Here is a 24474-nt window from a genome sequence, read left to right as displayed (position 1 = left end):
CGGGCACAGGCTGGCTTTAGACACATCAGTTTTGCGGAGACCCGAGCTATGGCTGACGACACCAGTATTTTTATCGGCGCCAGCCGCAAGCCCGACGACAGCTATCAGCGCGCCGAAAACCTGCTGCTGCAATACGGAAATCGCCATGGCCTGGTGACCGGCGCCACCGGTACGGGCAAGACCGTCACCTTGCAGATCCTGGCCGAGGGATTTTCCAACGCCGGCGTTCCGGTCTTCTGCGCCGACATCAAGGGCGACCTTTCCGGTATCGCCATGATAGGCACCGCCCAGGATTTCCTGGTCAAGCGGGCAGAACAGGTCAAGCTCGACCCTTACGACTTCCAGGAATTTCCCGTCATCTTCTGGGATCTGTTCGGCGAGCAGGGCCACCCCATCCGCGCCACCATTTCGGAAATGGGCCCGCTGCTCCTGTCGCGGCTGATGAACCTGACCGACGCGCAGGAAGGCATCATGAACATTGCCTTCCGCATTGCCGATGAAGAGGGCCTTCTTCTCCTCGACCTCAAGGACCTGCAGGCGCTGCTCGCCAACATCGCGGAGCGCGCCGAGGAAATCAGCGCCCGTTATGGCAACGTCACCAAGCCGTCGGTGGGGGCGATTCAGCGCACGCTGCTGGTACTTGAGCAGCAGGGCGCGGCGAACTTCTTCGGCGAGCCGGCTTTGCGCATTGCCGACATCATGCGCACCACCCGCGATGGTCGCGGCGCCATCAGCGTGCTGGCCGCCGACAAGCTGATGATGAATCCGCGCCTCTACGCGACGTTCCTGCTCTGGCTGATGTCGGAGCTGTTCGAGGAACTGCCGGAGGTTGGCGACCCCGACAAGCCGAAGCTGGTGTTCTTCTTCGACGAGGCGCACCTCTTGTTCGACGAGGCGCCGAAGGTGCTGATCGACCGGGTCGAGCAGGTGGTCCGCCTGATCCGCTCGAAAGGCGTCGGCGTCTATTTCGTCACGCAAAACCCCTTGGATATCCCCGAAAAGGTCCTGGCCCAGCTCGGCAACCGCGTGCAGCACGCGCTGCGCGCCTACACGCCCCGCGAGCAGCAGGCGGTGAGGACGGCGGCCGAAACCTTCCGGCCCAATCCGGATTTCGACTGCGCCACCGCCATCACCCAGCTCGCCACCGGCGAGGCCCTGGTCTCTACCCTGGAGGCCAAGGGCATTCCGTCCATGGTCCAGCGCACGTCGATCCGTCCGCCGTCATCGCGGCTTGGACCCATCACCCCTGCCGAGCGGCAGAAGCTGATCGGGGAAAGCCCGGTCACCGGCCAGTATGACCAGGTTGTCGATCGCGAATCGGCCTTCGAAATGCTGCAGAAGAAGGCAAAGCAGGCGCAGGACGCCGAGGCGCAGGCGCAGCAGACCGGCACCGGCGGCTCGCGCTGGACCATTCCAGGCTTCGGCAATGACGATCCCGCGCCGCAGTCCGGTGGCCGGCGCGCGCCTGCGCCGCGCCCCTCCAATCGCCAGACGGTGGCCGAGGCCGCGATCAAGTCGGTGGTGCGCTCGATCGGCTCGTCGGTCGGACGTGCCATTGTGCGCGGGATTCTGGGTAGTTTGTCGCGGGGACGGTAGATCAGGGCAGCGGCAACGCTGCTGCCCCCTGAACTCAGAAGCCCCCTGAAACTCAGAAGCCCCGTGAAACTCAGAAGATCGCGTTCGTGACCGCTTTGACTGGGCCGAGCAGCACCGATCCATCCGGCACGCCGGCATCGATCGGGATCGCCTTGTGGTTGGCCGTCGCCACCATCGGCTGGCGAGCGTCGCTGGTCACGATGACCGGCGTCTTCGAGGGCACGCGGTCATAAAGGTCGATAATGTCCTGGTTCATCAGGCGCACGCAGCCCGACGACACCGATTTGCCGATCGAGCGCCATTCCGGCGAGCCGTGCAGGCGATAGAGCGTGTCCACATTGCCCTGGAAGAGATAGAGCGCACGTGCGCCGAGCGGGTTCTTTAGGCCGCCGGGCATGCCGCCATTGTCGGCGCTGTACTGCTTCAATTCCGGCTGGCGGGCGATCATCTCATCCGGCGGCGTCCACTTCGGCCATTTCTGCTTCCACTGGACGACGGCGTCGCCCGACCATTCGAAGCCGGCGCGGCCAAGGCCGACACCATAGCGAATGGCCTGGCCGCCCGGGCGAACCAGATAGAGGAAGTGGCCTGTCGTATCGACGACGATGGTCCCCGGCTTCTGCCCGGTCGGGTCGGGTACGATCTGGCGCAGGAACTGCGGATCGATCCTGTCGACGGGGATGGCCGGCAGATCGAAACCGCCATCGTTGACCGCAGCGTACATCGACGCATAGTCGGCGAGCGGAGGCTCGACATACGTTGGTGGCGGCGGCGGCTCGACTGGTCCCGGTCCGGTGGTGGCGCATGCGGAAACCGCTATCGAGGCGGCGCCCAGGGCTGCGGCGTTGAGGAAGCCGCGACGGCTCAGGCGATAGGATTCGATTTCGGTTATGGACATGGCTGCCTTCTTTAAGACTCAAATCGCAACAAAGCGTCAACACGCGACGTTCGCTGCGGGTGCCTGACAACACCTGAGGCGATAGGCGGTTCCGATTCTGGCTCGAACGTGGACAAACAAAGGCGAAGCTGTGACTGCGCCGCCACTGTGGCGCTGGGGCCACAGGTCAGTTAGGCACCGGATACGAGTGCCTCCAGCGATGGCAGGATCAGGGCCGGTGGCAAGTCCTGGTATTCCTCCGGCTGGTTGGAGCGGTTGATCCAGACCGTACGGAAGCCGAATTTGGTGGCGCCCGCAATGTCCCAGCGATTGGAGGACTGGAAGGAGACCGCGCCGGGGTAGAGGCGCCATCCGGTGGCGACCATGTCGTAGACAACAGGATCGGTCTTGAAGCGACGCACCGCATCGACCGAATAGATGTCGTCCAGGACCTGGTCGAGTGCCGCCGACTTGACCGCTGCCTGCAGCATTTCGGGCGAACCGTTGGAGAGGATCGCCAGCCTGGCGCCCGAAGCCTTGAGCGCTTTCAGCACGGCCGGCACTTCGGGATAACAGTCCAGCCGCCAGTAGGCTTCCAGAAGTTTCGCCTTGAGGCTCGGATCGGCCGAAGGGACCTTGCGCAAGGCGAAGTCCAGCGCCTGTTCGGTCAGCTGCCAGAAATCGGCATAGGCGCCCATCAGCGTGCGAACCCAGGAATACTCAAGCTGTTTGGCGCGCCAGATTTCGGACAGGAGTTGGCCGTCCGGGCCGATCGCGTCCGCATGGCGGCGCACGGCGGCGTGCACGTCGAACAGCGTGCCATAGGCGTCGAACACGTAGGCGGCGTATTGCATGGCAACAGTTTTGAGGCGAGGCGGGACAAGGTGCAAGCCTTGATTGCAGCGCACCCGTCGCTGGCCTCAACAAAACTCCCCGATGCTGGTTGACGGCGGCGGTCAAAGCATCATCCAATGTTGTCACACAAGATTGACCGGAACGGGAAAACGCGATGACACTGGCGGCGGCGGCGCAATCCGCGACATGGACTTTCGTCGATGGCGATTGGTACGAAGGCAATGTCGCCATTCTGGGGCCGCGCAGCCATGCCATGTGGCTCGGCACCAGCGTGTTCGACGGGGCGCGCTGGTTCGAAGGCGTGGCGCCAGATCTCGAACTCCATGCCGCACGCGTCAATGCCTCGGCGATCGGGCTTGGGCTGGCGCCGAACATGACGCCCGAGCAGATCGTCGGGCTGACCTGGGACGGATTGAAGAAATTCGACGGCAAGACGGCGGTCTACATGAGGCCGATGTACTGGGCCGAGCATGGCGGCTACATGGGCGTGCCGGCCGATCCCGCCTCGACCCGTTTCTGCCTCTGCCTCTATGAATCGCCGATGATCTCACCGACCGGCTTTTCGGTGACCGTGTCGCCATTCCGGCGCCCGACCATCGAAACCATGCCGACCAACGCCAAGGCCGGCTGCCTCTATCCCAACAACGGCCGCGCCATCCTCGAGGCCAAGGCGCGCGGCTTCGACAACGCGCTTGTGCTCGACATGCTGGGCAATGTCGCGGAGACCGGAAGCTCGAACATCTTCCTGGTCAAGGACGGCCATGTGCTGACGCCGGCGCCGAACGGAACCTTCCTGTCCGGCATTACCCGCGCGCGCACGATGACGCTGCTTGGCGACTATGGGTTCACGACGACTGAAAAGACGCTGTCGGTGCGGGATTTCCTCGAAGCGGACGAAATCTTCTCGACCGGCAACCACTCCAAGGTGGTGCCGGTCACCCGCATGGAGGGCCGTGATATGCAACCCGGCCCGGTGGCCAAGAAGGCACGTGAACTCTATTGGGAGTGGGCGCATTCGACCTCGGCTGGCTGAGATAGCCCGCCTTTTGTCTGCGCGCGGCTGGTCACAGGAAAAGCGTGTGACAGTTCCCGGGAACCCGCTTAGAAAGGGAACCGGCGCTTCACTTCCGGAGTTGCTCCAGCTCAATCCCGACCTATCTTACTCCGGTATCCACACCGGATTTTCCACGAGGGAGTACTACCTATGGCTTTCGAATTGCCCGCTCTGCCCTACGACTATGAGGCCCTGCAGCCCTATATGTCCAAAGAGACGCTGGAGTATCACCACGACAAGCATCACAAAGCCTATGTCGACAACGGCAACAAGCTCGCCGCCGAAGCCGGCCTTGGCGATCTTTCGGTCGAAGAGGTGGTCAAGCAATCGTTCGGCAAGAATGCCGGTCTCTTCAACAATGCTGCCCAGCACTACAATCACATCCATTTCTGGAAATGGATGAAGAAGGGCGGCGGCGGCAACAAGCTCCCTGGCGCGCTGCAGAAGGCTTTCGACAGCGATCTCGGCGGTTACGACAAGTTCAAGGCTGATTTCATTGCCGCCGGCACAACGCAGTTCGGTTCGGGCTGGGCCTGGGTTTCGGTCAAGGACGGCAAGCTGGCGATATCGAAGACGCCGAACGGCGAGAACCCGCTGGTTCATGGCGCATCGCCGATCCTCGGCGTCGACGTCTGGGAGCACTCCTACTACATCGATTATCGCAACGCCCGGCCGAAATACCTCGAGGCCTTCGTAGATAGCCTGATCAACTGGGATCACGTGCTTGAACTCTACGAAAAGGCGAATGCCTGATCAATCTTCCGAAAGGCCCGGCACCCCGGGCCTTTTCTTTTCGTCTCGAACCCCACGGCTAGGGTCATGCAATTTCATGCGGGAGAATGGGAATATTCCACCTCCCTCATCCGTTAACGTCCTGTCCTGAAATGCCTTCACCACGGAGCCAAATGAATGAGAAAGCTTGTCATCGCCATCTCCATGCTCGCACTCGCCGCATCGGCGGCCTTTGCCGATCCGATCCTCGATCGGCAGGCTCTGATGAAGGAACGCGGAAAGATCGTCGGCGGCCTGTCGAAAGTGGTCAAGGGCGAGGAGCCCTTTGATGCCGCCGCGGTGCTGACGCAGTTGCAGGCACTGCAGGCAAATGCCGAGAAGTTCGACGTAGAGGCCTTGTTCCCGAAGGGCACCGACACCGGCGACACCACGGCGGCGCCAAAAATCTGGGAAGACATGGCCGGCTTCAAGGCGACCGAGGACAAGTATCTCGCCGATGTCAAGGCTGCGGTCGCGGCGGCTCCGGCCGACGTCGATGCGCTGAAGACGCAGATCGGCACCATCGGCTCGGACTGTGGTACCTGCCACCAGGGCTACAGGGTCAAAAAGGGCTGATCGCCAGCCATGGCATGGCTGAAGAAGCTCGTCGGCGCGGCCCTCGTCCTGGGCGTCGCCGGCGCGTCGGCGGGGTGGCTGCTGTCGGCACCGGTCACGCTTGATGCGGCGACCCTGGCGCAACTCGGCCCAGGCGATGTTGCCCGGGGCAAGCGCATCTTCTATGCCGGCGGCTGCACCTCCTGCCATGCCAAGCCCGGGTCGCAGGGCGATGCACGGCTTCAGCTCATAGGCGGGCTCGAACTCAAGACGCCATTCGGCATCTTTGTTCCGCCCAATATTTCGCAAGATCCCAAGGACGGCATCGGCGCATGGTCGGTCGGGGATCTCGCTAACGCCATGCTGAAAGGTGTGTCGCCTTCGGGCGAGCATCTCTATCCGGCATTCCCCTATGCCTCCTATGCTCGCATGAAACCGTCAGATGTCGCCGACCTTTACGCTTTCTTGAAGACGCTTCCCGCCGTCGCCGGCAAGGCGCCCGGCAATTCGCTGGCGTTCCCGTTCAGCATCCGGCGCGGCATTGGCCTGTGGAAGCGGCTCTATCTCAGTGACAAGCCTGTCGTGCCCCTGCCTGATGGCGCGCCAGACCCTGTGATGGCAGGCCGCTATCTGGTCGAAGGACCGGGCCATTGCGGCGAATGCCACACGCCGCGCGACCTCGCTGGAGGCACCAGGAAAAGCGAATGGCTGGCCGGTGCGGTGGCCACCGAGGGCTCGGGCGTCGTGCCGAACATCACTTCGGGCGAGGGAGGTATCGGCAGCTGGTCCGCGTCCGACATCGCAAACTACCTCGAAACCGGATTCACGCCGGATTTCGATTCCGTCGGCGGCGCCATGGTCGACGTGCAGCGCAACATGGCCGAGCTGACGGCGGACGACCGTGCGGCGATTGCTGCCTATCTGAAGGCGGTGCCGCCGCATCCCAACGGCTATCCGGCGCGCAAGAAAAGTACGAACTAATCCTCGGACTGCAGGTGGCGATCGCCGAGGAAATCGAAGCCCGTTTCGAAGAAAAGGTTGTAGTTGCAGGTCATCTCCTCGCCAGGCGCGATGTCGCGCAAGGCGTAGGTCTCCTCGGGCGACGAGACATCGCAATTCGGCTCGTCGTCATGGTTCATGTAGCGGGCGTCGTCGGCTTCGAAGACGATATAGGCGGGATCGCGACGGTCGGGGTAGGAATAGCGGTCGAGGTAGTTCTTCACCGGCCCGGTTTCGCTCTCATAGGTCTCGACGTCGATGATCCGATCGAACCGGGGGTCGAGCTTCCAGACCAGCGTGCCCTTGGCAATATGGTTCTTGGCAAACACACCGATGCCCTGGATCGGCGATTTGTCGAGATAGACGTCGACGAGCAGCATAATGGACCCTTGTGCAAGTGCGGACTTCGTGCCCCGGAAAACCGTGCCTTGGGTAGCGCGCGACCGTCGCAATTGCGAGCGGAAATGAGCCGCGCGGAATTCAAAAAGTGATGATCATCAGGCCTGCCAGCAGACGTGGGTCGCCTGGCCTCAGCGCTCTTGCAAGGCGAGGCGGACACCCAGGGCGCAGTAGATGCCGCCGACAACCTTGCCTTGCCATTTCAGCACTGTCGGATTTCGGCGCAGGAAACTGCCGAGCCGCCCTGCGCTCACGGCAAACACGACCGTGCTGAAAAGCCCCAGCATGACGAAGATGATCCCCAATACGGCCAATTGAACCATCACTGATCCGTTTTCGGGCCGCACGAACTGAGGCAGGAACGCCAGGAAGAAAAGCGCGGTCTTGGGGTTGAGCACCTCGGTCAGGACAGCCTGTCGAAACGCCTTGCCGGCGGAGCTTGCAAGCGCGCCGGCGGTCGGATCGGTTGGCGCTTTCTCGATGATGACCCGAATGCCGAGGTAAACGAGGTAGGCCGCGCCGATATACTTTACGATGCTGAACAGCGTCGCCGATGTGGCGATGATCGCCGAGATCCCAACCATCGCCATGGCGGTATGAAACACATCGCCGGCCGCGATCCCGCCGCCTGTGGCGATTCCGACTCTCGTCCCCGAACTCGTTGCGCGGGCGATCGTCAACAGCGTGGCCGGGCCAGGAATGAAGACAAAGCCGAGCACAACCGCGATGTAAGCTGTCGCTGTGGCCAGATCGATCATCGCAGCGTTCCTCCGTGAGCTATGCCTTGTCCGTCACCTTCAGCGTGAAGGCATAAGTATAGGCGATCTCCTCCAGGCGTGAAAACCGGCCGGAGGCACCGGCATGGCCGGAATCCATGTTGATCCTGAACAGTACCGGATTGTCGCCGCTCTTGCGGTCGCGCAGCCGCGCAACCCATTTGGCCGGCTCCCAATAGGTGACGCGCGGATCGGTGAGACCGGCGAGCGCCAGGATCGGCGGATAGTCGAGCGCGGCGACATTGTCGTATGGCGAATAGGCGGCGATCGTCAGGTAATCGTCGGCCGACGCGATCGGATTGCCCCATTCTGGCCATTCCGGCGGGGTCAGCGGCAGCGTTGCATCGAGCATGGTGGTGAGTACATCGACGAAGGGAACCTCGGCCACGATGCCGCCGAAGCAATCCGGCGCCATGTTGGCGATGGCGCCCATCAGCATACCGCCGGCCGAGCCGCCTTGCGCGACGATTCGGTCATGCGCGGTATAGCGCTCGGCAACGAGGTGGCGGGCGCAGGCGATGAAATCGGTGAAGGTGTTCATCTTGTGCGCCCGCTTGCCGTCGTCGTACCAGCCATATCCCTTGTCCTTGCCGCCGCGCACGTGGGCAATGGCAAACACGAACCCACGGTCAACCAGCGAGAACCAGTTGGTGGTGAAGGCGGCCGGCACGGTGATACCGTAGGAGCCATAACCGTAGAGCAGGCATGGCGCGGAGCCATCCAGCGGCGTGTCGCGGTGATGCAGAAGCGAGATCGGCACCAGTTCGCCATCGGCCGCCGGCGCCATCAGCCGCCTCGTGACGTAGAGGTGCGGATCGTGGCCGGACGGCACTTCCTGGGTCTTGAGCAGCACACGCTCACGAGTGCGCATGTTGTAGTCGAACATCTGCGACGGTGTCGTCATCGACGAGTAGGAAAAACGCATCATCTCGGTGCCGTATTCCAGGGACCCTGAAAGGCCGAGCGAGAAGGCTTCCTCGTCGAAGGAAATCAGATGCTCTTCGCCGCTGGCCCGATCCCGCACGACGATGCGCGGCAGGCCTTCCTTGCGCTCGAGCCGCACCATGTGGTCCTTGAAGCCGATCACCGACAGGATCAGCCGGCCCGGTTCATGCGGCACCAGTTCCTGCCAGTTGGCGCGGACCGGGTCGCTCGCCGGCGCCGTCATGATCTTGAAGTCCTTGGCACCGTCCGCGTTGGTCAGGACGAAGAAGATATCGCCGCCTTCCTCAAGTTCATATTGAAGGCCGGTCTCGCGCGCCGAAACCAGCTTCGGCTTGGCAAATGGATCGCTGGCGCTCAACAGGCGGTATTCCGAAGTCTCGTGATCGTTGATGCCGATCATGATCCATTGGTTGTTGCGAGTCCCGTCGACGTTCATGAAGAAGCCGGGGTCGGTTTCCTCGTAGATCAGCCGGTCGTTTTCAGGGGCCTGCCCCAGTGCGTGGAACAGCACCTTCGACGGCCGGTGGTTTGGGTCGAGACGCGTATAGAAGAACCCGTCATTGCCCGCGTCCCAGACCCCCGAACCGCCGGTGGCCTGTATCTGGTCCGCCAGTTCCTTGCCGTCGGCAAGGTCGCGCACACGCAGCGTGTAGAATTCCGAACCCTTGTCGTCGAACGCCCATAGCAACTTGCTATGATCGGCCGAATGATCGACGCCGCCAAGCCGGAAATAGGCCTTGCCCTCGGCCTCGGCGTCGCCGTCGAGCAGGATCTGCTCGGGTCCGCCGCCGCGCGGCGTTCGGAAATAGCGCGGCTGCTCGCCGCCGAGCTTGAAGGAAGAGCCGTAGGCATAAGGCCCGTCCTTCATGGGAACGGAAGAATCATCTTCCTTGATGCGGCCCTTCATTTCCTTGAAAAGCTGCTTTTGCAGATCTGACGTGTCGGCCATCAGCGTCGACTGATAGGCATTCTCGGCTTCGAGTTCGGCGCGGATCCCAGGATCGAGCAAGGAAGGATCCCTGAACATTTCTTGCCAGTTATCCGCTCGCAGCCAGGCATATTCATCGGTTCGCGTGATGCCGTGATGCGTGTCCGAAACGGGCCTTTTCTCGGGGGCAGGGGCGCTGGCGATTGGAAATCGGGAAGTCCTGGTCATTGCGTCTCGCTCTGGAAATATCTTGAATGACGAATGAACACGCCGATCAGGGCAGGTTCAAGAGCTGTGGCGTAGAGTTGGTGTCGGCCCATGCGACGGCCGGGGGAGAGAAGATGACTATTCGGTCTCGTATTGCTGCGGCTTTCGCCGTCGCTTCGCTAAGTCTGGTCTTTGCCGGCCAGTCTCATGCGACCGTATTTTCGGCTTGGCAAGTGGCCAATGTGCCGTTCGGCGACACGCTCAATGTGCGCAAATATCCGTCGGGAACATCCCAGAAGCAGGTCGCATACCCGAACGGGACCGTCCTGCAGATGACCGGACGATGCACCGGCGGCATAAACCTGCTCGATATCGCCAATCAACCGGCATGGAAACAGCAGCAGACGGTTCGCTATCGCTGGTGCGAAGTCTGGCATGAGCCGGCCAAGAACGGCACCTTCGTGACCGGCTGGGCCTATGGCAGATATATCATCCCGTATTGAACGACCATCGATTTTGGCCCCGACTGGTTCGGCCGGCGGGCATGTCGCCTGGTTGCCTGCCCGACAGAGAGGAGCGGCAACCTGTGGTTTTGAGGACAGATGCGAACAACCAAGTTTGCCGAAGCGACGGCAAAGCAAACGAGAGCATTGAAACCTGATTTGTGAGTTATCGCGAATGTAACGGTGAACTGACGTTACGTCAGGCTTTACCGGTTTGGCGGGCGAAATATCGAAAAATTACATGATGCACGAAAGATTGAAGCTGATCGCGGAATAGTTGATCAAGATTCATAAATATAATGCGCGCAACGAATTGACTTACTTGACCTGCGGCCGCATTGATGTCCCCGTGACACGAATCGCGGCAGCTCTATCTGCGCAAATTCGTGCAATGCCCTGCCTGTAAAAAAGGGGCACAGACCGACGTAACTCTTGTTGGGGCCTGAAGACCATGGATATTGTCGAAACACCTTCCAGAAACAATGATGCGCTGATCGAGCTCACCGCCGACGTGGTGGCTGCCTATGTCAGCAACAATCCGGTGCCGGTCGGCGAACTGCCGAACCTTATATCCGATGTCCATGCCGCCCTCGGGCGTGTGGGCGGAACCGTCGAACAGGCGCCTGCCGACAAGCAGAAGCCGGCTGTCAACCCGAAGCGCTCGGTTCATGACGACTACATTGTCTGTCTCGAAGACGGCAAGAAGTTCAAGTCGCTCAAGCGTCACCTGATGACCCACTACGATCTGACGCCCGATCAGTATCGCGAAAAGTGGAACCTGGACCCAAGCTATCCGATGGTTGCCCCGAATTACGCGGCGGCCCGCTCGCAGCTTGCCAAGAAGATGGGCCTCGGCCGCAAGCGCAAGGCGGCGCGGTAGTCGCTGCTTGCCAGATTGGATTGAAATCAAACGGCGCCTTCGGGCGCCGTTTGATTTCAGGGGTGGGCGGAAGATCGACAGGTCGATCAGGCAGTCTGGGCGAGCGCCATCTCGGCGTCGCGTTTGATGCGCTTGACCATCGAGCGAAGACCGTTGGCACGCTGGGGCGACAGGTGCTCGTCGAGGCCGAGTGCCTTCAGCGTCGCTTCCGCATCGATTTTCTGGATTTCGCTGGCCGTCTTTCCGGAAAACAGCGCCAGCATGATCGCAACCAGTCCGCGCACGATATGGGCGTCCGAATCGCCGGTGAAGGTGATGACGGGGTCGGCGCCCGGACCCCGTTCGGTGGTCAGCCAGACCTGGCTGACGCAACCTGGCACCTTGTTGGTGGCGTTGCGCTCCGCATCGGGAAAGGGCGGCAGCGCTTCGCCGAGTTCGATGACGTAACGATAACGATCCTCCCATTCGTCAAGGAACGAGAAGTCGTCGCGGATCGTCTGGATCGTGGTCGTCATGACCCGGATATAGTCACGCGGCGGCGCCGCGTCACGGAAAAAACAAGGACACCGCGGGCGTCGAGAGGGCAGACTGCCCGCGGTGCGCCGTCGAGACGGCTTAATTGTTTATCGGCAGGTTGACCGTTTCAGGCAGGACGACTTCCGGCACGCTGCCCGTCATTGTCGAGGTATCGGAGCCGGCGGACTTGTCGTCCAGCATGGCCGCCGCGATCTTGGCAGTTTCCTTGGCGCGTGCGGTGATGGTGTGCATCGCCGACTTGCCCGTCTCGCAGACATCGGGCTTGCGTTCGCAGATACCGGCGATGTCGCCGACGGCGTCTCGCGCCGCGAACAGGGCCTGGATCGGCCCGACGCTTTCCTGGCCCGTTTCATCGGACCCGACACCCAGCGGCAGCGCCAGCAGCACCAGTGAAAACCAGAAAGCCATTCTTATCAGGAAGAACATGCCTTGCCTCTCGTCGTGACCGGATCATGCATCATATGGCATGACCTCTTTTATGGGCAGGATGTTGACACACAGGCACGAAGGACGGCTTGCACGATCGCCGAGAATTTTCCTCAAATTTTAGGCAAATTCGAAACGAAGCGTTTTGCTGTCGATTTGTTTCATATCGGAACGATCCTTCTCACCATTCGATAACCATCTATCCCGTTGAATGAATTGTGTCTTCGAGGAAATAAAGCGGCTTCGACGACTTGGCCCGCGGTCCGACGACAGGACCCGGGGGATAACCCTCCGTTTACTATGGCTGCATTTGACCGGGTTTTCGGCCGCCGTCATCCCGATATTTGCCGCAGGGCGGGCCTTGGTCGGCCCTGCCTTATCCATTCCTTAAACGCTGGGTGCGAGTTTCAAAGCCAACCAACACAATCTGCAAAAGCAGAGCTGTTCACGACGAGTGCGAGTGCGTTGAATTGATGCCGATCGAGGCCAGATACGCTGAATTGCCTGGTGCAATAGCGGCCGGTTGTGAGCGCATGGTTCATCCCAGCGTTCTCGAACGGAGCGACCGCGAGCGCCAGCGCCGTTTCATCGGCGTGATGCTGGCCGCGCCATTTTTTGCAGCGGGTGCCGCGGTCACGCTGGTTACATCGGGGATGGGCGCCGCGGTGACCATGGCCGCCATTTTCGCGGCCTTCGGCCTGTGCTGGTTCGTCGCCCTGCTGGTAGCCGCTACCGGCAAGATGGCTGCCGCGGGGCCGATCGCCCTGGCGATGGCGGCGCTTGCCCTTGCCGGTCTCATCGGTGCCGCCGGCGGATTGAGTTCACCTGTCGCCATGCTTACCCTGGCGCTGCCATTCGAAGCCTGGTGGATCGGCGCGTCACGGCGTGCGGCATTGTGGGGGGGCGCGACAGCCGTCATCGCCATCGCCCTTCAGTCCTTGTCGGCCGCCTTCCTTCCATTGGCGGATGCGCACATCGCCGCCTGGCATTGGCTGGTGCCATTGGCCTGGGCGCTGGCCCTCATCCCGCGGATATCGGCTTTTCGCGGCACCGCCGGCGCGGCCGATACGCTCGATGCCGGTGATCGACTGGAAGACATCATCGACGCGGTGGTCTTGCGGGTCGCCCGCCACGGCGAGATCGTGGATGCATCCGCCAAGTCGCGTACGCTTCTGAAATTGCCGCCTGAACTGTTGTCCGGAACGGGCCTCTTCGATCGGGTGCACCTGTCGGACCGCGTCTCCTATCTCAGCGCCCTGGCCGACATGCGTGACGGCGCACGGTCGCGCCGCCTCGACTTGCGCATCAGGCTGCCCCAGAGTGGCAACGGCGCCCACAATGGAAATGGCTTTGTGGCCGACAATTACCAGCCATTCGCGCTCGAACTGGTGCGTGGCGAGAAACAAGGCGACGTCTTCACGCTTGTCCTGCGCCAAAATGACGAGACCGCGCGGCTGCGCGAAGAACTGGCGCAAGCCAATGAGACGGCCGCCGCCGCCGAAGTGGCTAAGGGCCGGTTCCTGGCAGTCGTGAGCCATGAACTGCGCACGCCGTTGAACGCCATCATCGGTTTCTCCGACATGCTGCTGCACGAGATGTTCGGCGCCTTCAAAGATCCGCGCCAGAAGGAATATGTCGGTCTGGTGCGGGATTCGGGCCAGCATCTGCTGGCAGTCGTGACATCCATACTCGACGTGTCGAGGATCGAATCGGGCGTCTACGCCACCGAGCCGGAGCCGTTCCGGTTCGTAGAAGCCGTAGACATGTGCCAGTCGATGATGCGGCTGCAGGCGCAGGCCAAGAATATCGACCTGCAGACGCAGATCGCCCCTGACGCCGGCGATATCAATGCCGATCGCCGCGCCGTACAGCAGATGCTCATCAACCTCGTTTCCAACGCGATCAAGTTCACCCCCGACGGCGGCGATGTCGTCGTCGGCGCCAAGCGGATCGGCTCACGTCTGCATTTCTGGGTGAGGGACACCGGTATCGGCATCGCCGAGGAGGATTTCGCCAATCTCGGCAAACCCTTCACGCAGATCCAGAACGACTATACCCGCCGTTTCGAGGGCACGGGTCTCGGCCTTTCCCTGGTGAAGGGGCTGGTGGCCTTGCATGAAGGGACCATGTCGATCGAAAGCATGCCGGGCGAGGGCACCACGGTGACCATCAGCCTGCCGGTCGGCGGGCCGAAGGGGCGCCCCGCCAACCCGACCGGAGTGCTGACAATGCCGGTGACGAGGGCGAAAGGGGACGGAAATGGCTCGCTCCGCAAAACAGGCTAAGGCGGTCAAACGCCGCGGCAATGCCTTTCAGGACGGCGCCATCGCCGTCGGCGGCATGATTTCGCGCAATCCCGTCCTGGTGGGAGGATCGACCGCATTCCTGGTGACGCTGTTCTATGTCTCGGCGAATGCGCTATGGTATCAGCCTTTCCCGCACGCCGGGGCGTTTTTCGCCACACGCAATTTCCAGGGCTTTCCGCACGCCGCCGCCGACGAGCCCGAGACGACAATCAACATCGTGCGGTCCAATGCCGCGCCCGCCCCGATCAAGGGTGACCCGGTGGTCGAGCAGGTGCAAGGCATATTGAAGGACCTTGATTTCTATTCCGGCCCCGTCGACGGCATTTCCGGCCCCAACACGCGCAAGGCCATACAGGCCTATCAACAGAAGGTCGGGCTGAACGCCTCGGGCGAGATCGACGCACTGCTCCTGGATCAACTGGGTGCAACGCCGAAGACGGCTGCCGTGCCGAAACCGCAACCTCGTCCTGACATGCCGCCGGCCGCCGTTCCCGTGTCCTTGCAGACCAACGAGGCACAGGCGAATGCCACTTTGCAGGGGCCTGACCCCCGCATCGTCAAGATCCAGGCCGGGCTGAAGGCCTTCGGCAATGACGACATGCAACTGGATGGCGTCGTCGGTGCACGCACCAAGGCGGCGATCAAGGAATTCCAGTCGCTGTTCGGCTTGCCGCAGACCGGCGAGCCCGACGAGATCGTCTACGTCAAGATGCGCGAGATCGGCCTCACCAACTGACGGCAGAAAACGACGGCTCGCCCTCCACGGGAAATTTCGGTAGAGAGCCCGCATGTCGTCGGGAGTCTTCCATGCGCGTAACGGCTGATCTGTGGGTCTCGGCCCTGTTGCGCCGGGTTTTCGGCGCGGGCGGATTTGCCGCCGTGGTCAATCGCGGTGCGACGGAGGCCGGGGCCGTGTTCATCCTGGCGCGGGGCAGGCTGGGTGAAACGGCTCTCTACGGGCCGGCACCGCAGACAAGCTACGATTCGGCCAAGCCCGAAGACCGGTTTTTCAGCCTTCTCGCCGCCGGCAATGATGCCGCCGTGCTGGATGCGAGACTGGAGCGCGAGAAAAAATTCGATCCCGACATCTGGGTGGTCGAGATCGAGGCCGGGAGCGTTCCCGTCGAGGAGCTTATTTCCGTGAAGACGCCCTGAGGCCGGGGGCGTCGGCTTCGTCGCTGTTGGAGACCCTGCGGCTGTCGCCGTTTGCCGGTGGCTTGCCGCGAACCGTCTTGGACAGGGTTTCGGCCTTCCACTCCCGCACTTTGTCCAGGGCCGCGTCGCGATGCAGCAGGCGGTAGCGGTCGAGATAGGCGCGGATGGCCTGGGGATGCGGGAACAGGCCGGGATAGACGGCGACAGTGATCAGGAATGCCCGGTCCTCGCTGAAGTCGAGCGAACGCAGCGCCGCAAGCAGCGGCGCATAGTTCTGGTGGAAGGTCAGCGATTGCGCAATCGAAAAATCAATGTCGAGAGCGTCCGCCAGCGCGGTGTGGAAGAACGCGGCATTTCCCGTCAGTGCCGTCTCGCGCAGTTTGACAAAGGTGTCCGCACCGGGGAACGCGTCGACCTTCGCCGCCAAGGCTTGGTCGCCGGTGCGCATCATGGAGCGCAGCTTACGCCGCGCGCTCTCGGCGGCAACGCCGGGTGTCTGCTGAGTTTCCGCGCTGTCCGCCGTCGCTTGCGCCTTCACGACAAGGCTCTGCGCCGGGGCAGCTTCCGGATCCCGCGTCCGCACCAGGGTTGGCCTTTCGAGCGCCCTGATCAGATCGGCGATCGTCGGGTTCAGGTCCTTGCGCCGCGCTATGGCGCGCGCATGCGGCAGCCCATGCCGGCCAATCAGCGCGATCAGGTCGATGTCGCTGACGGCGCGCGAGCGGATGAGCAGTGGAGCGGCAATGTCGACCGGTTCCTCGCAGAGGCGCCGCACCAGGGCCGCGGGTGCGTATTCGCATTCGGAAAGGGCGGCTGCCACGAAGCGCCGCGATTCGACGGATACATCATCGAACAGAGGCAGCGTCAGGTCTTCGAGTTGGCCGATCTCCCGGCGCGACGGCCGCGTCAGAGAGCAGAACGCGGAAACGGCGGCGCGGAACAGCCTTTCGGCTTTTCCCGCTTGCGTCCTTATCGCGATTTGCCTGAAATCCGAAGATGACACGAAGGATACGCCTGACACCAGATACACACTCGACCTCGCGCACCGGGACTATGTCGGTTTCGCGATTGCCTCGGTCAGAACTCACTGACCCGGGAACAAAGATCAATTTAGCCGCGATCCGTTAGCGCTCCGTTAACCCTCTGCCGGCCTTAATGATATTTGGAGGCGTTGCGTTGTGCTCCGGGGAAACCGAGAGGAATGCGCGAATCATGGGCATGGTACTGTCTTTCGTGCCGCGTGCGGCACCGGCCAATCGAGCCAAGCAAACCACCGAAATACCGGCGGCGGTGATCATATTTCCCGGCATCCGTTATGAACGGTCCAGCACCGGCGAAGCCCGGCCTGCAGGGCCGGACAAGCCGGGATCGCCACGGACGCCAGTCCCCCATCACTGAGCAGTCCCTCACCACTGAGCTTTGCTGAAGCCATGGTGTGGTCCGTCAGGCCCTCTGCTCCGGATCAGCGATCGAGGATCGCGGCTTAGAAATCCTGCAACTCGCAGGAACTCTGATCGAGAAAGCGCGACACGATCGGCTTCCAGCTCTCGTCGGGTACGAAGCTGCGGATGACGAAGATGCCTTCATCGATAGGCGCCTCGACGAAGATCGCTCCCTGAAGATCCTCGGGCAGGTCCTTGCGCACGTCGATCATCTGCGCCGGCGTCAGCACGACGGCATCCAGCTTGCCGCCCGCCGCCGTGTGGTCGTTGAAGGAATAGATGTTGTGACCGCTGCGGTCATAGACCGACACCGACCAGAACGGGACGTCCCCCGGCGCCTTGATCCGGACCATTCCTTCCTCGAGGTCGAAGCGGCAGGCCGTTGCGTAGAACAGCGGGTCAACCGATTTCACCACCGGTGCGCCGCCCGCTTCGGCATCGAGCCGGTTCATCTTGTAGAGATCCGAAGCCATGGAGAGACGCGACCAGGCGTCGCGTTCCGAAAATTCCGGCACCAGAAGCAGGACGACAATGTGGACGATGCCGGCGCCGACGAGGCCGAGCAGGATGGCATGGAGAAGCCTGCGCAATGCGGCACGCAAACTACGCATCGCAGCCCGCCTTGACGATCCTGGGCAGCGAAACGTCTGACAGGCCGGTGCTGCTGGCGATCGGCGTGTCGTAGAGGGTCAGGACGAAATACATCCGTCCAGAACCGTCGGTCAGCAGCCAGTTGCCCGGCATCGGGTGATGGCCCACGGATATAATCACGGAATTGTCCGGTTGGCGTAGCACCTCGTAGGACTGAAGAGCCGCAAGCCGCGATTTGCCGGTCTCGACGACGCCGAGCGACTGATCTGCGGCATAAAGCGTCCAGAACCGCGCTGTCGGAAATCCGCCCTCGATCCTGTAGATGCATTCCCGCTTGAGCTGGTCGCCGGCGGCATCCTTTTCCGCCACGAAGGACAGGCCCTCGGCGCGACCAAGCGCCAGCACGCCCTCGCGCGCCACGCGGGCCTTGGAATAGGGGTCCGCGGCCGGTGTGCCGATGTCGGGGAAGGCAGTCCACTGGCCGATCCTGATTGCGCCGACACCGTCCTGGATCTTCAGCGCATACCAGACGCTGGCACCGCCTCCGCCAATGGCTATGGCTAGCGAAATCAGCATCAGGAAGGCGTTCTTGAGCATGAAGGGCCAGGTGCGCGCAGAATTGCCGTTCGGGGATATCGCGGCCCGGGGCCTTGTGGCAAGCAGGCGTGATGGATTTCCCAGTCGGTCTTGTCTCAGCGGGCGGATATCACAGTGCCGACAACGTTTCGGGTGGAGCGGGGGCGTCGAGTTTGGGGGCCGCCTGGAACATCTGGCTCATGTCCCGCAACGTCTGTGTGGTTCGACTGGACAGCACCGGCGGCCGCTCGGCGGCGGCATCGGCCGCTGCCTGCTCCTCGCTCTTCTTCTGTGCCTCGGCGGCCTTGGCCGCGACCTCCTCGTCGACGAAGGGCTTGTCGATCCCCGGGATCGGCTTCAGGTCGATGTTCTGGTGCGCGTAGACCATCAACCGCTGCCACACCATCGCCGGCAGCGAGCCGCCGGTCATGTTCTTGGTCGGGGTGAAATCGTCATTGCCCAGCCACACGGCGGCCGTGTAGTTGCCGGTAAAGCCGACGAACCAGGCATCGCGGTAGGATTGCGTGGTGCCGGTCTTGCCGGCGACGACGATGTTGGGAATTTGCGCCCGCCGCGCCGTGCCCATCACCGGCACGGCCGCCAGCATGGTGTTCATGGATTTCAGCGCCTGCTCGGACAGGACGCGATGCGGCGGCGGCGCGTCCTTGGTCCAGTCATACACCACGTCGCCGGTGCGGGTTACGAGCTGGGTGATGCCGTGCCGGGAACCGACGAAGCCATTCTGGGCGAACACGCTGTAGCCCGTCGCCTGGTCCATCACGGTCATGCCCGAGGTGCCGAGCACCATCGTCTTGTGCCCTTCGAGCGGCGATTCCACCCCAAACGATTCCGCCAATGCCTTGATCGGCGCGATGCCGAGATGGTCCTTGGCGAGCCGCACCGGCACGGTGTTGATCGACTTGGCCATCGCCATGATCAGCGTGATGTTGCCCGCCGACTCGCCGCTGTAATTGTGCGGCGACCAGTTGCCCCAGCTGATCGGCCCGCCAGAAATGATCGAGTTCGGCGTGAAGCCGTGTTCCATCGCCGTGGCGTAGACATAGGGCTTGAACGATGAGCCGGTCTGGCGCAGTGCCTTGGTGGCGCGGTTGAACTGGCTGGCGCCGTAATCGCGGCCGCCGACGATCGCCCGCACCGCGCCATTGGTCTCGATGACCACCACGGCCCCTTCGGTGACGTTGTACTCCTTGCCGAACTGGCGCAGGTGGAACTCGACGGACTCCTCCGCCGCCTTCTGGATGTTGGCGTCGAAGGTGGTGTGGGCAACCAGCGAGTGCTGGCCTGGCTTGGCGATCTTCTTGACCTCGTCGAAGGCCCAGTCAAGGTAGTAGTCGGGGCTCTTCTGTTCGCCGCGGTCGACGACGTCGGCCGGGTGCAGTCTGGCCTGCAGCACCTGGCCTTCGGTCATGAAGCCGGAATCGACGAGGTTGGACAGCACCACGTTGGCGCGCGCGCGCGCCGCCGGCAGGTTGATATGCGGCGCGTATTTGGTCGGGGCCTTGAACAGACCGGCCAGCATCGCCGCCTCGGCAAGGTTCAGGTCCTTGACGCTCTTGCCGAAATAGAAGTCCGCCGCCGCCTCGATGCCGAACGTGCCACCGCCCATATAGGCGCGGTCGAGATAGAGCTGCAGGATTTCCTTCTTCGACAGATTGGCCTCCAGCCACAGCGACAGGAACGCCTCCTTGATCTTGCGCTCGAACGTGCGCTCATTGGTCAGGAACAGGTTCTTGGCCAGCTGCTGGGTGATGCTCGAGCCACCCTGGACGACCGAATTCGCCCGCACGTTCTCGAAGATCGCGCGCGACAGGCCGAGCACGTCGATACCGTAATGATCGAAAAACCGGCGGTCCTCGGTGGCGAGCACCGCCTTGATGACATGGTCCGGCATCTCGTCGACCGGCACGGAATCGCGCTGGATGATGCCACGCTGGCCGATCTCGTTGCCATAGCGGTCCAGGAAGGTGACGGCGAAGTCGCCCTGGGCACGCCAGTCGCCGGTAGTGTCCTGAAAAGCGGGTATCGCCAGCGCCAGCATCACCACCATGCCGCCGGCGCCGAGTGTAAAACCTTCGCTCAAAAGTTCGATGAAGCCGCGGCGCCAACCCTTGAGACGGAAGCGCCGCGAGAAGATCGTCGCGGCCTCCCAGAACTGGCGTGCCTTGAACCCGATCTCATAGAGCGAGGAATCGAGCCACGCGTCCAGCGCCAGCAACCAGGCGGCGATCGGACCTCTTCTCTTGCGTGGTTCAGGGCTGACCATTCAAAAAACCCGGCTCGGTTCTGGCGCGACCTGAAAACCGCAAGCGGGCAATTTCAGGGCGGCGCCCTGTCCGACTATTCATCCATTTACGGACACTCACAAGGGCGGCGAGGACACAGGGGCACGGTTTGTTGATGGAAGAGCCAGGTAGCCGGCGGCCGGTTCCTCGCCCGCCAGGTGCTCGATCCGGCGAGCGGGAGCTGTTTTGCCGTTTTCCCGACTATCAGGCCGCCTCGCGTTTCAGCGCCTGTGCCATGCAATGGATACCGCCGCCGGTCTTGGAGATTTCGCTCATGTCGACGGCCGCGACCTCGAAGCCGCGCGCCTTGAGTTTTTCGATCAGCGTCTTGCTGGACGTCGGCGCGATCACCCGGTCCTTGCCCAGCGACATGAAGTTGCAGCCGAGCGCCATCGTGTCCTGGAAGGGAACGTCGATGATCTCGTGCCCCTTGCCCTTCAGCCAGTCGACGATGCCAGGCTCGGTGCAGGCGAGGCAGACGGCAGTGAGCTTTTCGGCGATCGGCACCACCATCAGGTCGATATGGACGTAATATTCGTCGATGAAGGCAATGCGTGTCTCCCAGCCTTCCTTCTCGAACCAGGCCTGCACCTGCCGGGCGCCTTCCTCCTGCGTGCGGGCGCCGCCGCAGCCGATCAGCACCACGCCGTCCTCGATGACATTGAAGTCGCCGCCCTCGAAAGTGCCGGCCGTCACCATGTCGTAGATCGGGATGCCGAGCTTTTCATAGGTGCGGATGGCGGCGTAGTTCTCGCCGCGCCGCCACCAGTTGGCCATGGCGGTGATAATGGCGCCATAAGGCGTCATGACGCTGGAATCGCGGGAATAGACCTGCATCGGCAGTTCCGGCGTCGGCTCGTGCCAGTGAATGTTGACGCCGAAATGCTCGTAGGCCGCGACAAGATCCTTGTGCTGGGCCTGCGCGATCTGAACGTTGCAAGGGGCTTCGCGCAGGTGCTTGCGCGACAGCGAGCTGGTCGACAGGTGGCGCAGGAAATTCGGCGATCCGAGCAGCACGTCGGTCAACACGTCGGTTTCGTTGGCGAAGCCCCAGACGGTCAGTGGCTTGGTACCGCCGGCGGGGTTGCGGCGTTGCAGCGAAAACGGCTCGGCGATGATGCGGTCATGGACGGTCATGCGGGTTCTCCTCGTGGGCTCGTTCTAAAGGGTTGGTCAGGTCATGCGTTGCTGGGGATCCACCAGTCGCGGCCGCGCGCGGTGGTGACATATTCCGGCCAGCGGAAGTTGATCGGCGGTTCGTAGTCGCAGAGCGGCGCGATCCAGTTGGAGCCGCCGACGCCGCCGTCGGTACGGGTGGTGAACTCGTCCATTGCCGCATCGCGGGCGGTCTCGTCCTCGAGTAGGCGCAGCGCCGCCAGCGCGACCGTCTTGGCGGCGCAGATGACCATCGGGTCGATCGTCGCCGGAATGCCACCCAGCGCATTCATCACCCAGGAGGGATAGGCGCTGCCATTCGCCGAGCGGAGCGCTGGGCGGGCGACATAGAAGCGGGCGGTCGGCGCGTGCCAGCTCATGTCGGTGTAGTCGTCGGACGTCGAGTTCACCTGGGACGGCGGCAGGTCGCGGCGCAGGATCGCCTCGGCCTCTTGTGGCGAAATCAGCCGCTCAAGCTCCTCGATAAAGGGGTTTCCGGTAGCAGTGCCGCCGGCATTGACCTGGATTTCCCGCGCGATCGTTCTGGCGGCCTCGTCCCAGCGTGGCGGCCCGACCGTCGACAGGGCTTCATAGGCAATCCCGGCCATGGCGTGGTTCGCGAGCCCCGGCCGTGACTTCGACACCCAGTGCCGCTCGTAGCGGCAGCCGCTGATCGCGGCCGCGGCCGCGGCGTTGCGGTCGAGTACCGCCGTTACCTGCTCGGCCATGCCGATGGTGGGCACGCGGATCATGTACTGGATCTCGGCCAGTCCCGCCGGCAGATTGTCGGCCGTGGCCTGGCCGGCCGTCAGGATAGCCTCGCTGATCGACCAGCCGCCCTGGTGTGGCAGCATGGAATCGCGCAACGCCTTGGAAGCCATGTACATGGTCATCAGTGCATCGTTGGCGCCCGGTGCCCTGACCGCCGAATGCGCCTGCGGGATCGGTGCGCCGTCGCTTCCGCGAACCCAATTTTCGGGTTCGTCGCAGACGAAGCGATAGATCATCGCGTAGGCCGCGCCGCAATGCGTGTCCCAGCGCGCGGTATTGCAGAGCGGCAGCATGTAGAAGGGATGGAAGGAGATCATGCCGGCAAGGCCGTCATAGTAGCCTTTTGCCGCATGGATTGGCTTCGAACCGCGCACTTTCTCAGCCGGCTCGCCGGTAAAGCGCAGCGTGCCTTGAATGTCGTGGCGCTGCATGGCGGCTTTGGTGGCGAGCAGGCCGCCGAGACTTGCTACCCCGAGCCCCGAATGCGGGTCGGTATGGCCGCCGGCCTCGGCGCCAAGGCCAGATCGCGGCTGCCTCACCGTCACGGCGTCCTGGCAATTGCCGGGCACGGCATCATATTCGGCATACATGCCCACTGTCGGTCCGGCACCGTTCGTCCAATGGGCGCAAAAGGCGGTCGGCATGCCGCCCGAGCCTTCCTCGACCGAAAATCCCTCGCGCTTGAGTCGATCGACATACCAGGCGGCCGATTGGTACTCGCGCCAGGCGGTCTCGCCGAAATCGAAGATGGTGCGTGTCCATGCCGACAGCAGGGGCTGGATGCCGTCGAGGCAGGCAAGCGCGGTCTCTTGCGCCGATGTCGTCACCGGTTTGTCCATGCGTCAAAGAAAGCAGTGAAGTGGCTCGCCAAAAAGTGATATGTTTTCGTGGTTCATGCAAATTCGGTTCACCTCTTGAGAATTCCATCGACACAGGCGCTACGCGCGCTCGACAGTTTTGCCAGACATGGCAGCGTCTGGCGCGCCGCCGACGAACTGCACCTGACCCGCAGCGCGGTGAGCCACCAATTGCGGCTGCTCGAGCGCGATCTCGGCTTCGATCTGCTGGAGCGTATCGGCAAGGGTGTGGCGCTCACCCCGCGTGGGCAGCGTTATGCCAGCGACGTTCGCAAGGCGCTGACCGTGCTCGGTGACGCGGTGACGCGCGATGCCGGCACTGGCGTCGGCGGCTCGTTCGCCGTCTCCTGTACGCCGGGTTTCGCCTCGCTGTTCCTGTGCACCCATATCGGCGAGTTCCGGCAGATGTACCCCGATGTCGCGCTGCGCATCCTGACGCCCCGACGGCTCGACGATGTCAGCAATGCCGACGCAGACGCCTTCATCGCCTTCGGCGTGGGCAACTGGCCGAACCGCATGGCCGAGCTGTTGTGCGAAATCTCGTTCACGCCGCTCTGCAGCCCGACGCTGCTCAACAAGGTCGGCGGCTTTTCCCGGCCGGCGGACGTGCTGCGCGCCAATCTGCTCCATCTCGACGACACCGAGGATTGGGCCCGCTGGCTGGCGCTGTCCAAGGTCGAAAACCCGGACACCGAAGGCGGCATCTTCTTTTCCGACATGAACCTCGTCTTCTCTGCGGCGATTGCCGGGCAGGGGATCGCCATGGGTGACGAACTGACCAGCCGCCGTGCGCTGAGCGAAGGCCGTCTGGTCAGGCCTTTCGACATCGCGATCAAATCGCCGCGCTCCTATTTTCTGGTCTCCGAACACGCCAAGGCCTCGCACCCGGTCCTGGAAGCGTTCGCGGGATGGCTGAGGTCGACTCTCTCCGAGAACCGCATTCAGCCCTATTGAGGGGCAGCGTGGCGCCAGCCCGCCATAGATGAATGAAATTTGCCGATCAGGCGAAA

At 62.7% G+C, this 24474-nt stretch carries 24 protein-coding genes; 11 read left to right on the top strand and 13 right to left on the bottom strand.

From position 1 onward, the window contains the following. Positions 1–48: 48 nt before the first annotated feature. Positions 49–1596, top strand: coding sequence for a helicase HerA-like C-terminal domain-containing protein (locus tag LB555_RS20760; protein WP_224683633.1), 1548 nt, complete (start codon positions 49–51; stop codon positions 1594–1596). 70 nt (positions 1597–1666) lie between these two features. Here LB555_RS20760 and LB555_RS20755 read toward each other — a convergent pair whose 3' ends face one another. Together LB555_RS20755 and LB555_RS20750 are read right to left on the bottom strand one after the other, a co-directional pair. Continuing rightward, positions 1667–2494 (bottom strand): L,D-transpeptidase, encoded by an 828-nt coding sequence (locus LB555_RS20755; RefSeq protein WP_015318657.1) that lies wholly within the window; start codon positions 2492–2494, stop codon positions 1667–1669. 170 nt (positions 2495–2664) lie between these two features. Beyond that, positions 2665–3327 (bottom strand): haloacid dehalogenase type II, encoded by a 663-nt coding sequence (locus tag LB555_RS20750; RefSeq protein WP_140618589.1) that lies wholly within the window; start codon positions 3325–3327, stop codon positions 2665–2667. A 155-nt stretch (positions 3328–3482) separates the two neighbouring features. Between LB555_RS20750 and LB555_RS20745 the strand changes: the two genes are divergently transcribed. The 4 genes from LB555_RS20745 to LB555_RS20730 all read left to right on the top strand — a co-directional run bounded on the left by LB555_RS20745 (position 3483) and on the right by LB555_RS20730 (position 6689). Next, entirely contained in the window at positions 3483–4361 is an 879-nt protein-coding gene (locus tag LB555_RS20745; RefSeq protein WP_224584481.1) for a branched-chain amino acid aminotransferase, read from the top strand. 171 nt (positions 4362–4532) lie between these two features. Continuing rightward, positions 4533–5135: a superoxide dismutase gene (locus LB555_RS20740; RefSeq protein WP_015318654.1), complete on the top strand. Its 603-nt coding sequence runs from the start codon at positions 4533–4535 to the stop codon at positions 5133–5135. A 156-nt stretch (positions 5136–5291) separates the two neighbouring features. Next, the gene (locus LB555_RS20735; protein WP_015318653.1) at positions 5292–5729 is read left to right on the top strand and encodes a c-type cytochrome; all 438 of its coding nucleotides are present in this window, start codon (positions 5292–5294) and stop codon (positions 5727–5729) included. A gap of 9 nt (positions 5730–5738) precedes the next feature. After that, entirely contained in the window at positions 5739–6689 is a 951-nt protein-coding gene (locus tag LB555_RS20730) for a cytochrome c (protein ID WP_224683632.1), read from the top strand. On the opposite strand, the gene LB555_RS20725 is transcribed toward LB555_RS20730, so the two are convergent. From LB555_RS20725 to LB555_RS20715, 3 genes are all read right to left on the bottom strand, one after another. Next, the gene (locus LB555_RS20725) at positions 6686–7087 is read right to left on the bottom strand and encodes an SET domain-containing protein (protein WP_015318651.1); all 402 of its coding nucleotides are present in this window, start codon (positions 7085–7087) and stop codon (positions 6686–6688) included. The two genes, LB555_RS20730 and LB555_RS20725, sit on opposite strands and share 4 nt — an antisense overlap. 150 nt (positions 7088–7237) lie before the next feature. Continuing rightward, the gene (locus LB555_RS20720) at positions 7238–7864 is read right to left on the bottom strand and encodes a LysE family translocator (protein WP_224683631.1); all 627 of its coding nucleotides are present in this window, start codon (positions 7862–7864) and stop codon (positions 7238–7240) included. A gap of 19 nt (positions 7865–7883) precedes the next feature. After that, entirely contained in the window at positions 7884–9983 is a 2100-nt protein-coding gene (locus LB555_RS20715) for a S9 family peptidase (RefSeq protein WP_224683630.1), read from the bottom strand. A 113-nt stretch (positions 9984–10096) separates the two neighbouring features. Between LB555_RS20715 and LB555_RS20710 the strand changes: the two genes are divergently transcribed. Together LB555_RS20710 and LB555_RS20705 are read left to right on the top strand one after the other, a co-directional pair. Next, positions 10097–10465 carry an SH3 domain-containing protein gene (locus tag LB555_RS20710; RefSeq protein ID WP_140618729.1) on the top strand — a complete coding sequence of 123 codons (369 nt, stop codon included), beginning with the start codon at positions 10097–10099 and terminating at the stop codon, positions 10463–10465. A gap of 451 nt (positions 10466–10916) precedes the next feature. Further along, positions 10917–11345 (top strand): MucR family transcriptional regulator, encoded by a 429-nt coding sequence (locus tag LB555_RS20705; RefSeq protein ID WP_015318648.1) that lies wholly within the window; start codon positions 10917–10919, stop codon positions 11343–11345. An 86-nt stretch (positions 11346–11431) separates the two neighbouring features. Here LB555_RS20705 and LB555_RS20700 read toward each other — a convergent pair whose 3' ends face one another. Then, positions 11432–11860, bottom strand: coding sequence for a SufE family protein (locus LB555_RS20700; RefSeq protein WP_015318647.1), 429 nt, complete (start codon positions 11858–11860; stop codon positions 11432–11434). A 100-nt stretch (positions 11861–11960) separates the two neighbouring features. Beyond that, the gene (locus tag LB555_RS20695) at positions 11961–12308 is read right to left on the bottom strand and encodes a DUF5330 domain-containing protein (RefSeq protein ID WP_224525865.1); all 348 of its coding nucleotides are present in this window, start codon (positions 12306–12308) and stop codon (positions 11961–11963) included. A 533-nt stretch (positions 12309–12841) separates the two neighbouring features. On the opposite strand from LB555_RS20695, the gene LB555_RS20690 reads away from it, so the two are divergent. From LB555_RS20690 to LB555_RS20680, 3 genes are all read left to right on the top strand, one after another. After that, complete coding sequence (locus tag LB555_RS20690; RefSeq protein ID WP_224683629.1) at positions 12842–14593, top strand: PAS domain-containing sensor histidine kinase; 1752 nt, start codon at positions 12842–12844, stop codon at positions 14591–14593. Next, the gene (locus LB555_RS20685) at positions 14568–15350 is read left to right on the top strand and encodes a peptidoglycan-binding protein (protein WP_224683628.1); all 783 of its coding nucleotides are present in this window, start codon (positions 14568–14570) and stop codon (positions 15348–15350) included. Before LB555_RS20690 ends, LB555_RS20685 begins: the two co-directional genes overlap by 26 nt. 71 nt (positions 15351–15421) lie before the next feature. Beyond that, the gene (locus LB555_RS20680) at positions 15422–15769 is read left to right on the top strand and encodes a DUF1491 family protein (protein ID WP_224525857.1); all 348 of its coding nucleotides are present in this window, start codon (positions 15422–15424) and stop codon (positions 15767–15769) included. Here the strand turns inward: LB555_RS20680 and LB555_RS20675 are convergent. From LB555_RS20675 to LB555_RS20650, 6 genes are all read right to left on the bottom strand, one after another. Continuing rightward, positions 15747–16772: a hypothetical protein gene (locus LB555_RS20675; RefSeq protein WP_224683627.1), complete on the bottom strand. Its 1026-nt coding sequence runs from the start codon at positions 16770–16772 to the stop codon at positions 15747–15749. The genes LB555_RS20680 and LB555_RS20675 overlap by 23 nt on opposite strands. Before the next feature lie 480 nt (positions 16773–17252). After that, complete coding sequence (locus LB555_RS20670; protein WP_140618565.1) at positions 17253–17822, bottom strand: DUF1254 domain-containing protein; 570 nt, start codon at positions 17820–17822, stop codon at positions 17253–17255. After that, a complete protein-coding gene (locus LB555_RS20665; RefSeq protein ID WP_224525852.1) occupies positions 17815–18399 on the bottom strand; it encodes a DUF1214 domain-containing protein in 585 nt (194 codons plus the stop codon). The genes LB555_RS20670 and LB555_RS20665 overlap by 8 nt, the downstream gene beginning before the upstream one ends. Before the next feature lie 109 nt (positions 18400–18508). Further along, positions 18509–20662 carry a transglycosylase domain-containing protein gene (locus tag LB555_RS20660; protein ID WP_224525848.1) on the bottom strand — a complete coding sequence of 718 codons (2154 nt, stop codon included), beginning with the start codon at positions 20660–20662 and terminating at the stop codon, positions 18509–18511. Between the two features lie 223 nt (positions 20663–20885). Further along, complete coding sequence (locus LB555_RS20655) at positions 20886–21818, bottom strand: dimethylarginine dimethylaminohydrolase family protein (protein WP_015318637.1); 933 nt, start codon at positions 21816–21818, stop codon at positions 20886–20888. 41 nt (positions 21819–21859) lie between these two features. Next, complete coding sequence (locus LB555_RS20650; RefSeq protein WP_224683626.1) at positions 21860–23446, bottom strand: amidohydrolase; 1587 nt, start codon at positions 23444–23446, stop codon at positions 21860–21862. 75 nt (positions 23447–23521) lie between these two features. Here LB555_RS20650 and LB555_RS20645 point away from each other — a divergent pair, with 75 nt between their 5' ends. Next, the gene (locus LB555_RS20645; RefSeq protein ID WP_224683625.1) at positions 23522–24418 is read left to right on the top strand and encodes a LysR substrate-binding domain-containing protein; all 897 of its coding nucleotides are present in this window, start codon (positions 23522–23524) and stop codon (positions 24416–24418) included. Positions 24419–24474: the final 56 nt, after the last annotated feature.

The sequence above is a fragment of the Mesorhizobium sp. BR-1-1-10 genome (genome assembly GCF_020165595.1).
Classification (GTDB): Bacteria; Pseudomonadota; Alphaproteobacteria; order Rhizobiales; family Rhizobiaceae; genus Mesorhizobium; species Mesorhizobium australicum.
Note: the sequence above shows the minus strand (reverse complement) of the source record. Positions and strands in the feature narration are given on the sequence as shown.

Coding starts and splice junctions, on each gene's coding strand:
- LB555_RS20755 (WP_015318657.1), bottom strand. CDS start 2,494: ATGTCCATAACCGAAATCGAATCCTATCGCCTGAGCCGTCGCGGCTTC.
- LB555_RS20730 (WP_224683632.1), top strand. CDS start 5,739: ATGGCATGGCTGAAGAAGCTCGTCGGCGCGGCCCTCGTCCTGGGCGTC.
- LB555_RS20710 (WP_140618729.1), top strand. CDS start 10,097: ATGACTATTCGGTCTCGTATTGCTGCGGCTTTCGCCGTCGCTTCGCTA.
- LB555_RS20705 (WP_015318648.1), top strand. CDS start 10,917: ATGGATATTGTCGAAACACCTTCCAGAAACAATGATGCGCTGATCGAG.
- LB555_RS20720 (WP_224683631.1), bottom strand. CDS start 7,864: ATGATCGATCTGGCCACAGCGACAGCTTACATCGCGGTTGTGCTCGGC.
- LB555_RS20665 (WP_224525852.1), bottom strand. CDS start 18,399: ATGCTCAAGAACGCCTTCCTGATGCTGATTTCGCTAGCCATAGCCATT.
- LB555_RS20725 (WP_015318651.1), bottom strand. CDS start 7,087: ATGCTGCTCGTCGACGTCTATCTCGACAAATCGCCGATCCAGGGCATC.
- LB555_RS20700 (WP_015318647.1), bottom strand. CDS start 11,860: ATGACGACCACGATCCAGACGATCCGCGACGACTTCTCGTTCCTTGAC.
- LB555_RS20760 (WP_224683633.1), top strand. CDS start 49: ATGGCTGACGACACCAGTATTTTTATCGGCGCCAGCCGCAAGCCCGAC.
- LB555_RS20740 (WP_015318654.1), top strand. CDS start 4,533: ATGGCTTTCGAATTGCCCGCTCTGCCCTACGACTATGAGGCCCTGCAG.
- LB555_RS20655 (WP_015318637.1), bottom strand. CDS start 21,818: ATGACCGTCCATGACCGCATCATCGCCGAGCCGTTTTCGCTGCAACGC.
- LB555_RS20660 (WP_224525848.1), bottom strand. CDS start 20,662: ATGGTCAGCCCTGAACCACGCAAGAGAAGAGGTCCGATCGCCGCCTGG.
- LB555_RS20745 (WP_224584481.1), top strand. CDS start 3,483: ATGACACTGGCGGCGGCGGCGCAATCCGCGACATGGACTTTCGTCGAT.
- LB555_RS20685 (WP_224683628.1), top strand. CDS start 14,568: ATGGCTCGCTCCGCAAAACAGGCTAAGGCGGTCAAACGCCGCGGCAAT.
- LB555_RS20735 (WP_015318653.1), top strand. CDS start 5,292: ATGAGAAAGCTTGTCATCGCCATCTCCATGCTCGCACTCGCCGCATCG.
- LB555_RS20715 (WP_224683630.1), bottom strand. CDS start 9,983: ATGACCAGGACTTCCCGATTTCCAATCGCCAGCGCCCCTGCCCCCGAG.
- LB555_RS20690 (WP_224683629.1), top strand. CDS start 12,842: ATGGTTCATCCCAGCGTTCTCGAACGGAGCGACCGCGAGCGCCAGCGC.
- LB555_RS20650 (WP_224683626.1), bottom strand. CDS start 23,446: ATGGACAAACCGGTGACGACATCGGCGCAAGAGACCGCGCTTGCCTGC.
- LB555_RS20680 (WP_224525857.1), top strand. CDS start 15,422: ATGCGCGTAACGGCTGATCTGTGGGTCTCGGCCCTGTTGCGCCGGGTT.
- LB555_RS20750 (WP_140618589.1), bottom strand. CDS start 3,327: ATGCAATACGCCGCCTACGTGTTCGACGCCTATGGCACGCTGTTCGAC.
- LB555_RS20670 (WP_140618565.1), bottom strand. CDS start 17,822: ATGCGTAGTTTGCGTGCCGCATTGCGCAGGCTTCTCCATGCCATCCTG.
- LB555_RS20695 (WP_224525865.1), bottom strand. CDS start 12,308: ATGTTCTTCCTGATAAGAATGGCTTTCTGGTTTTCACTGGTGCTGCTG.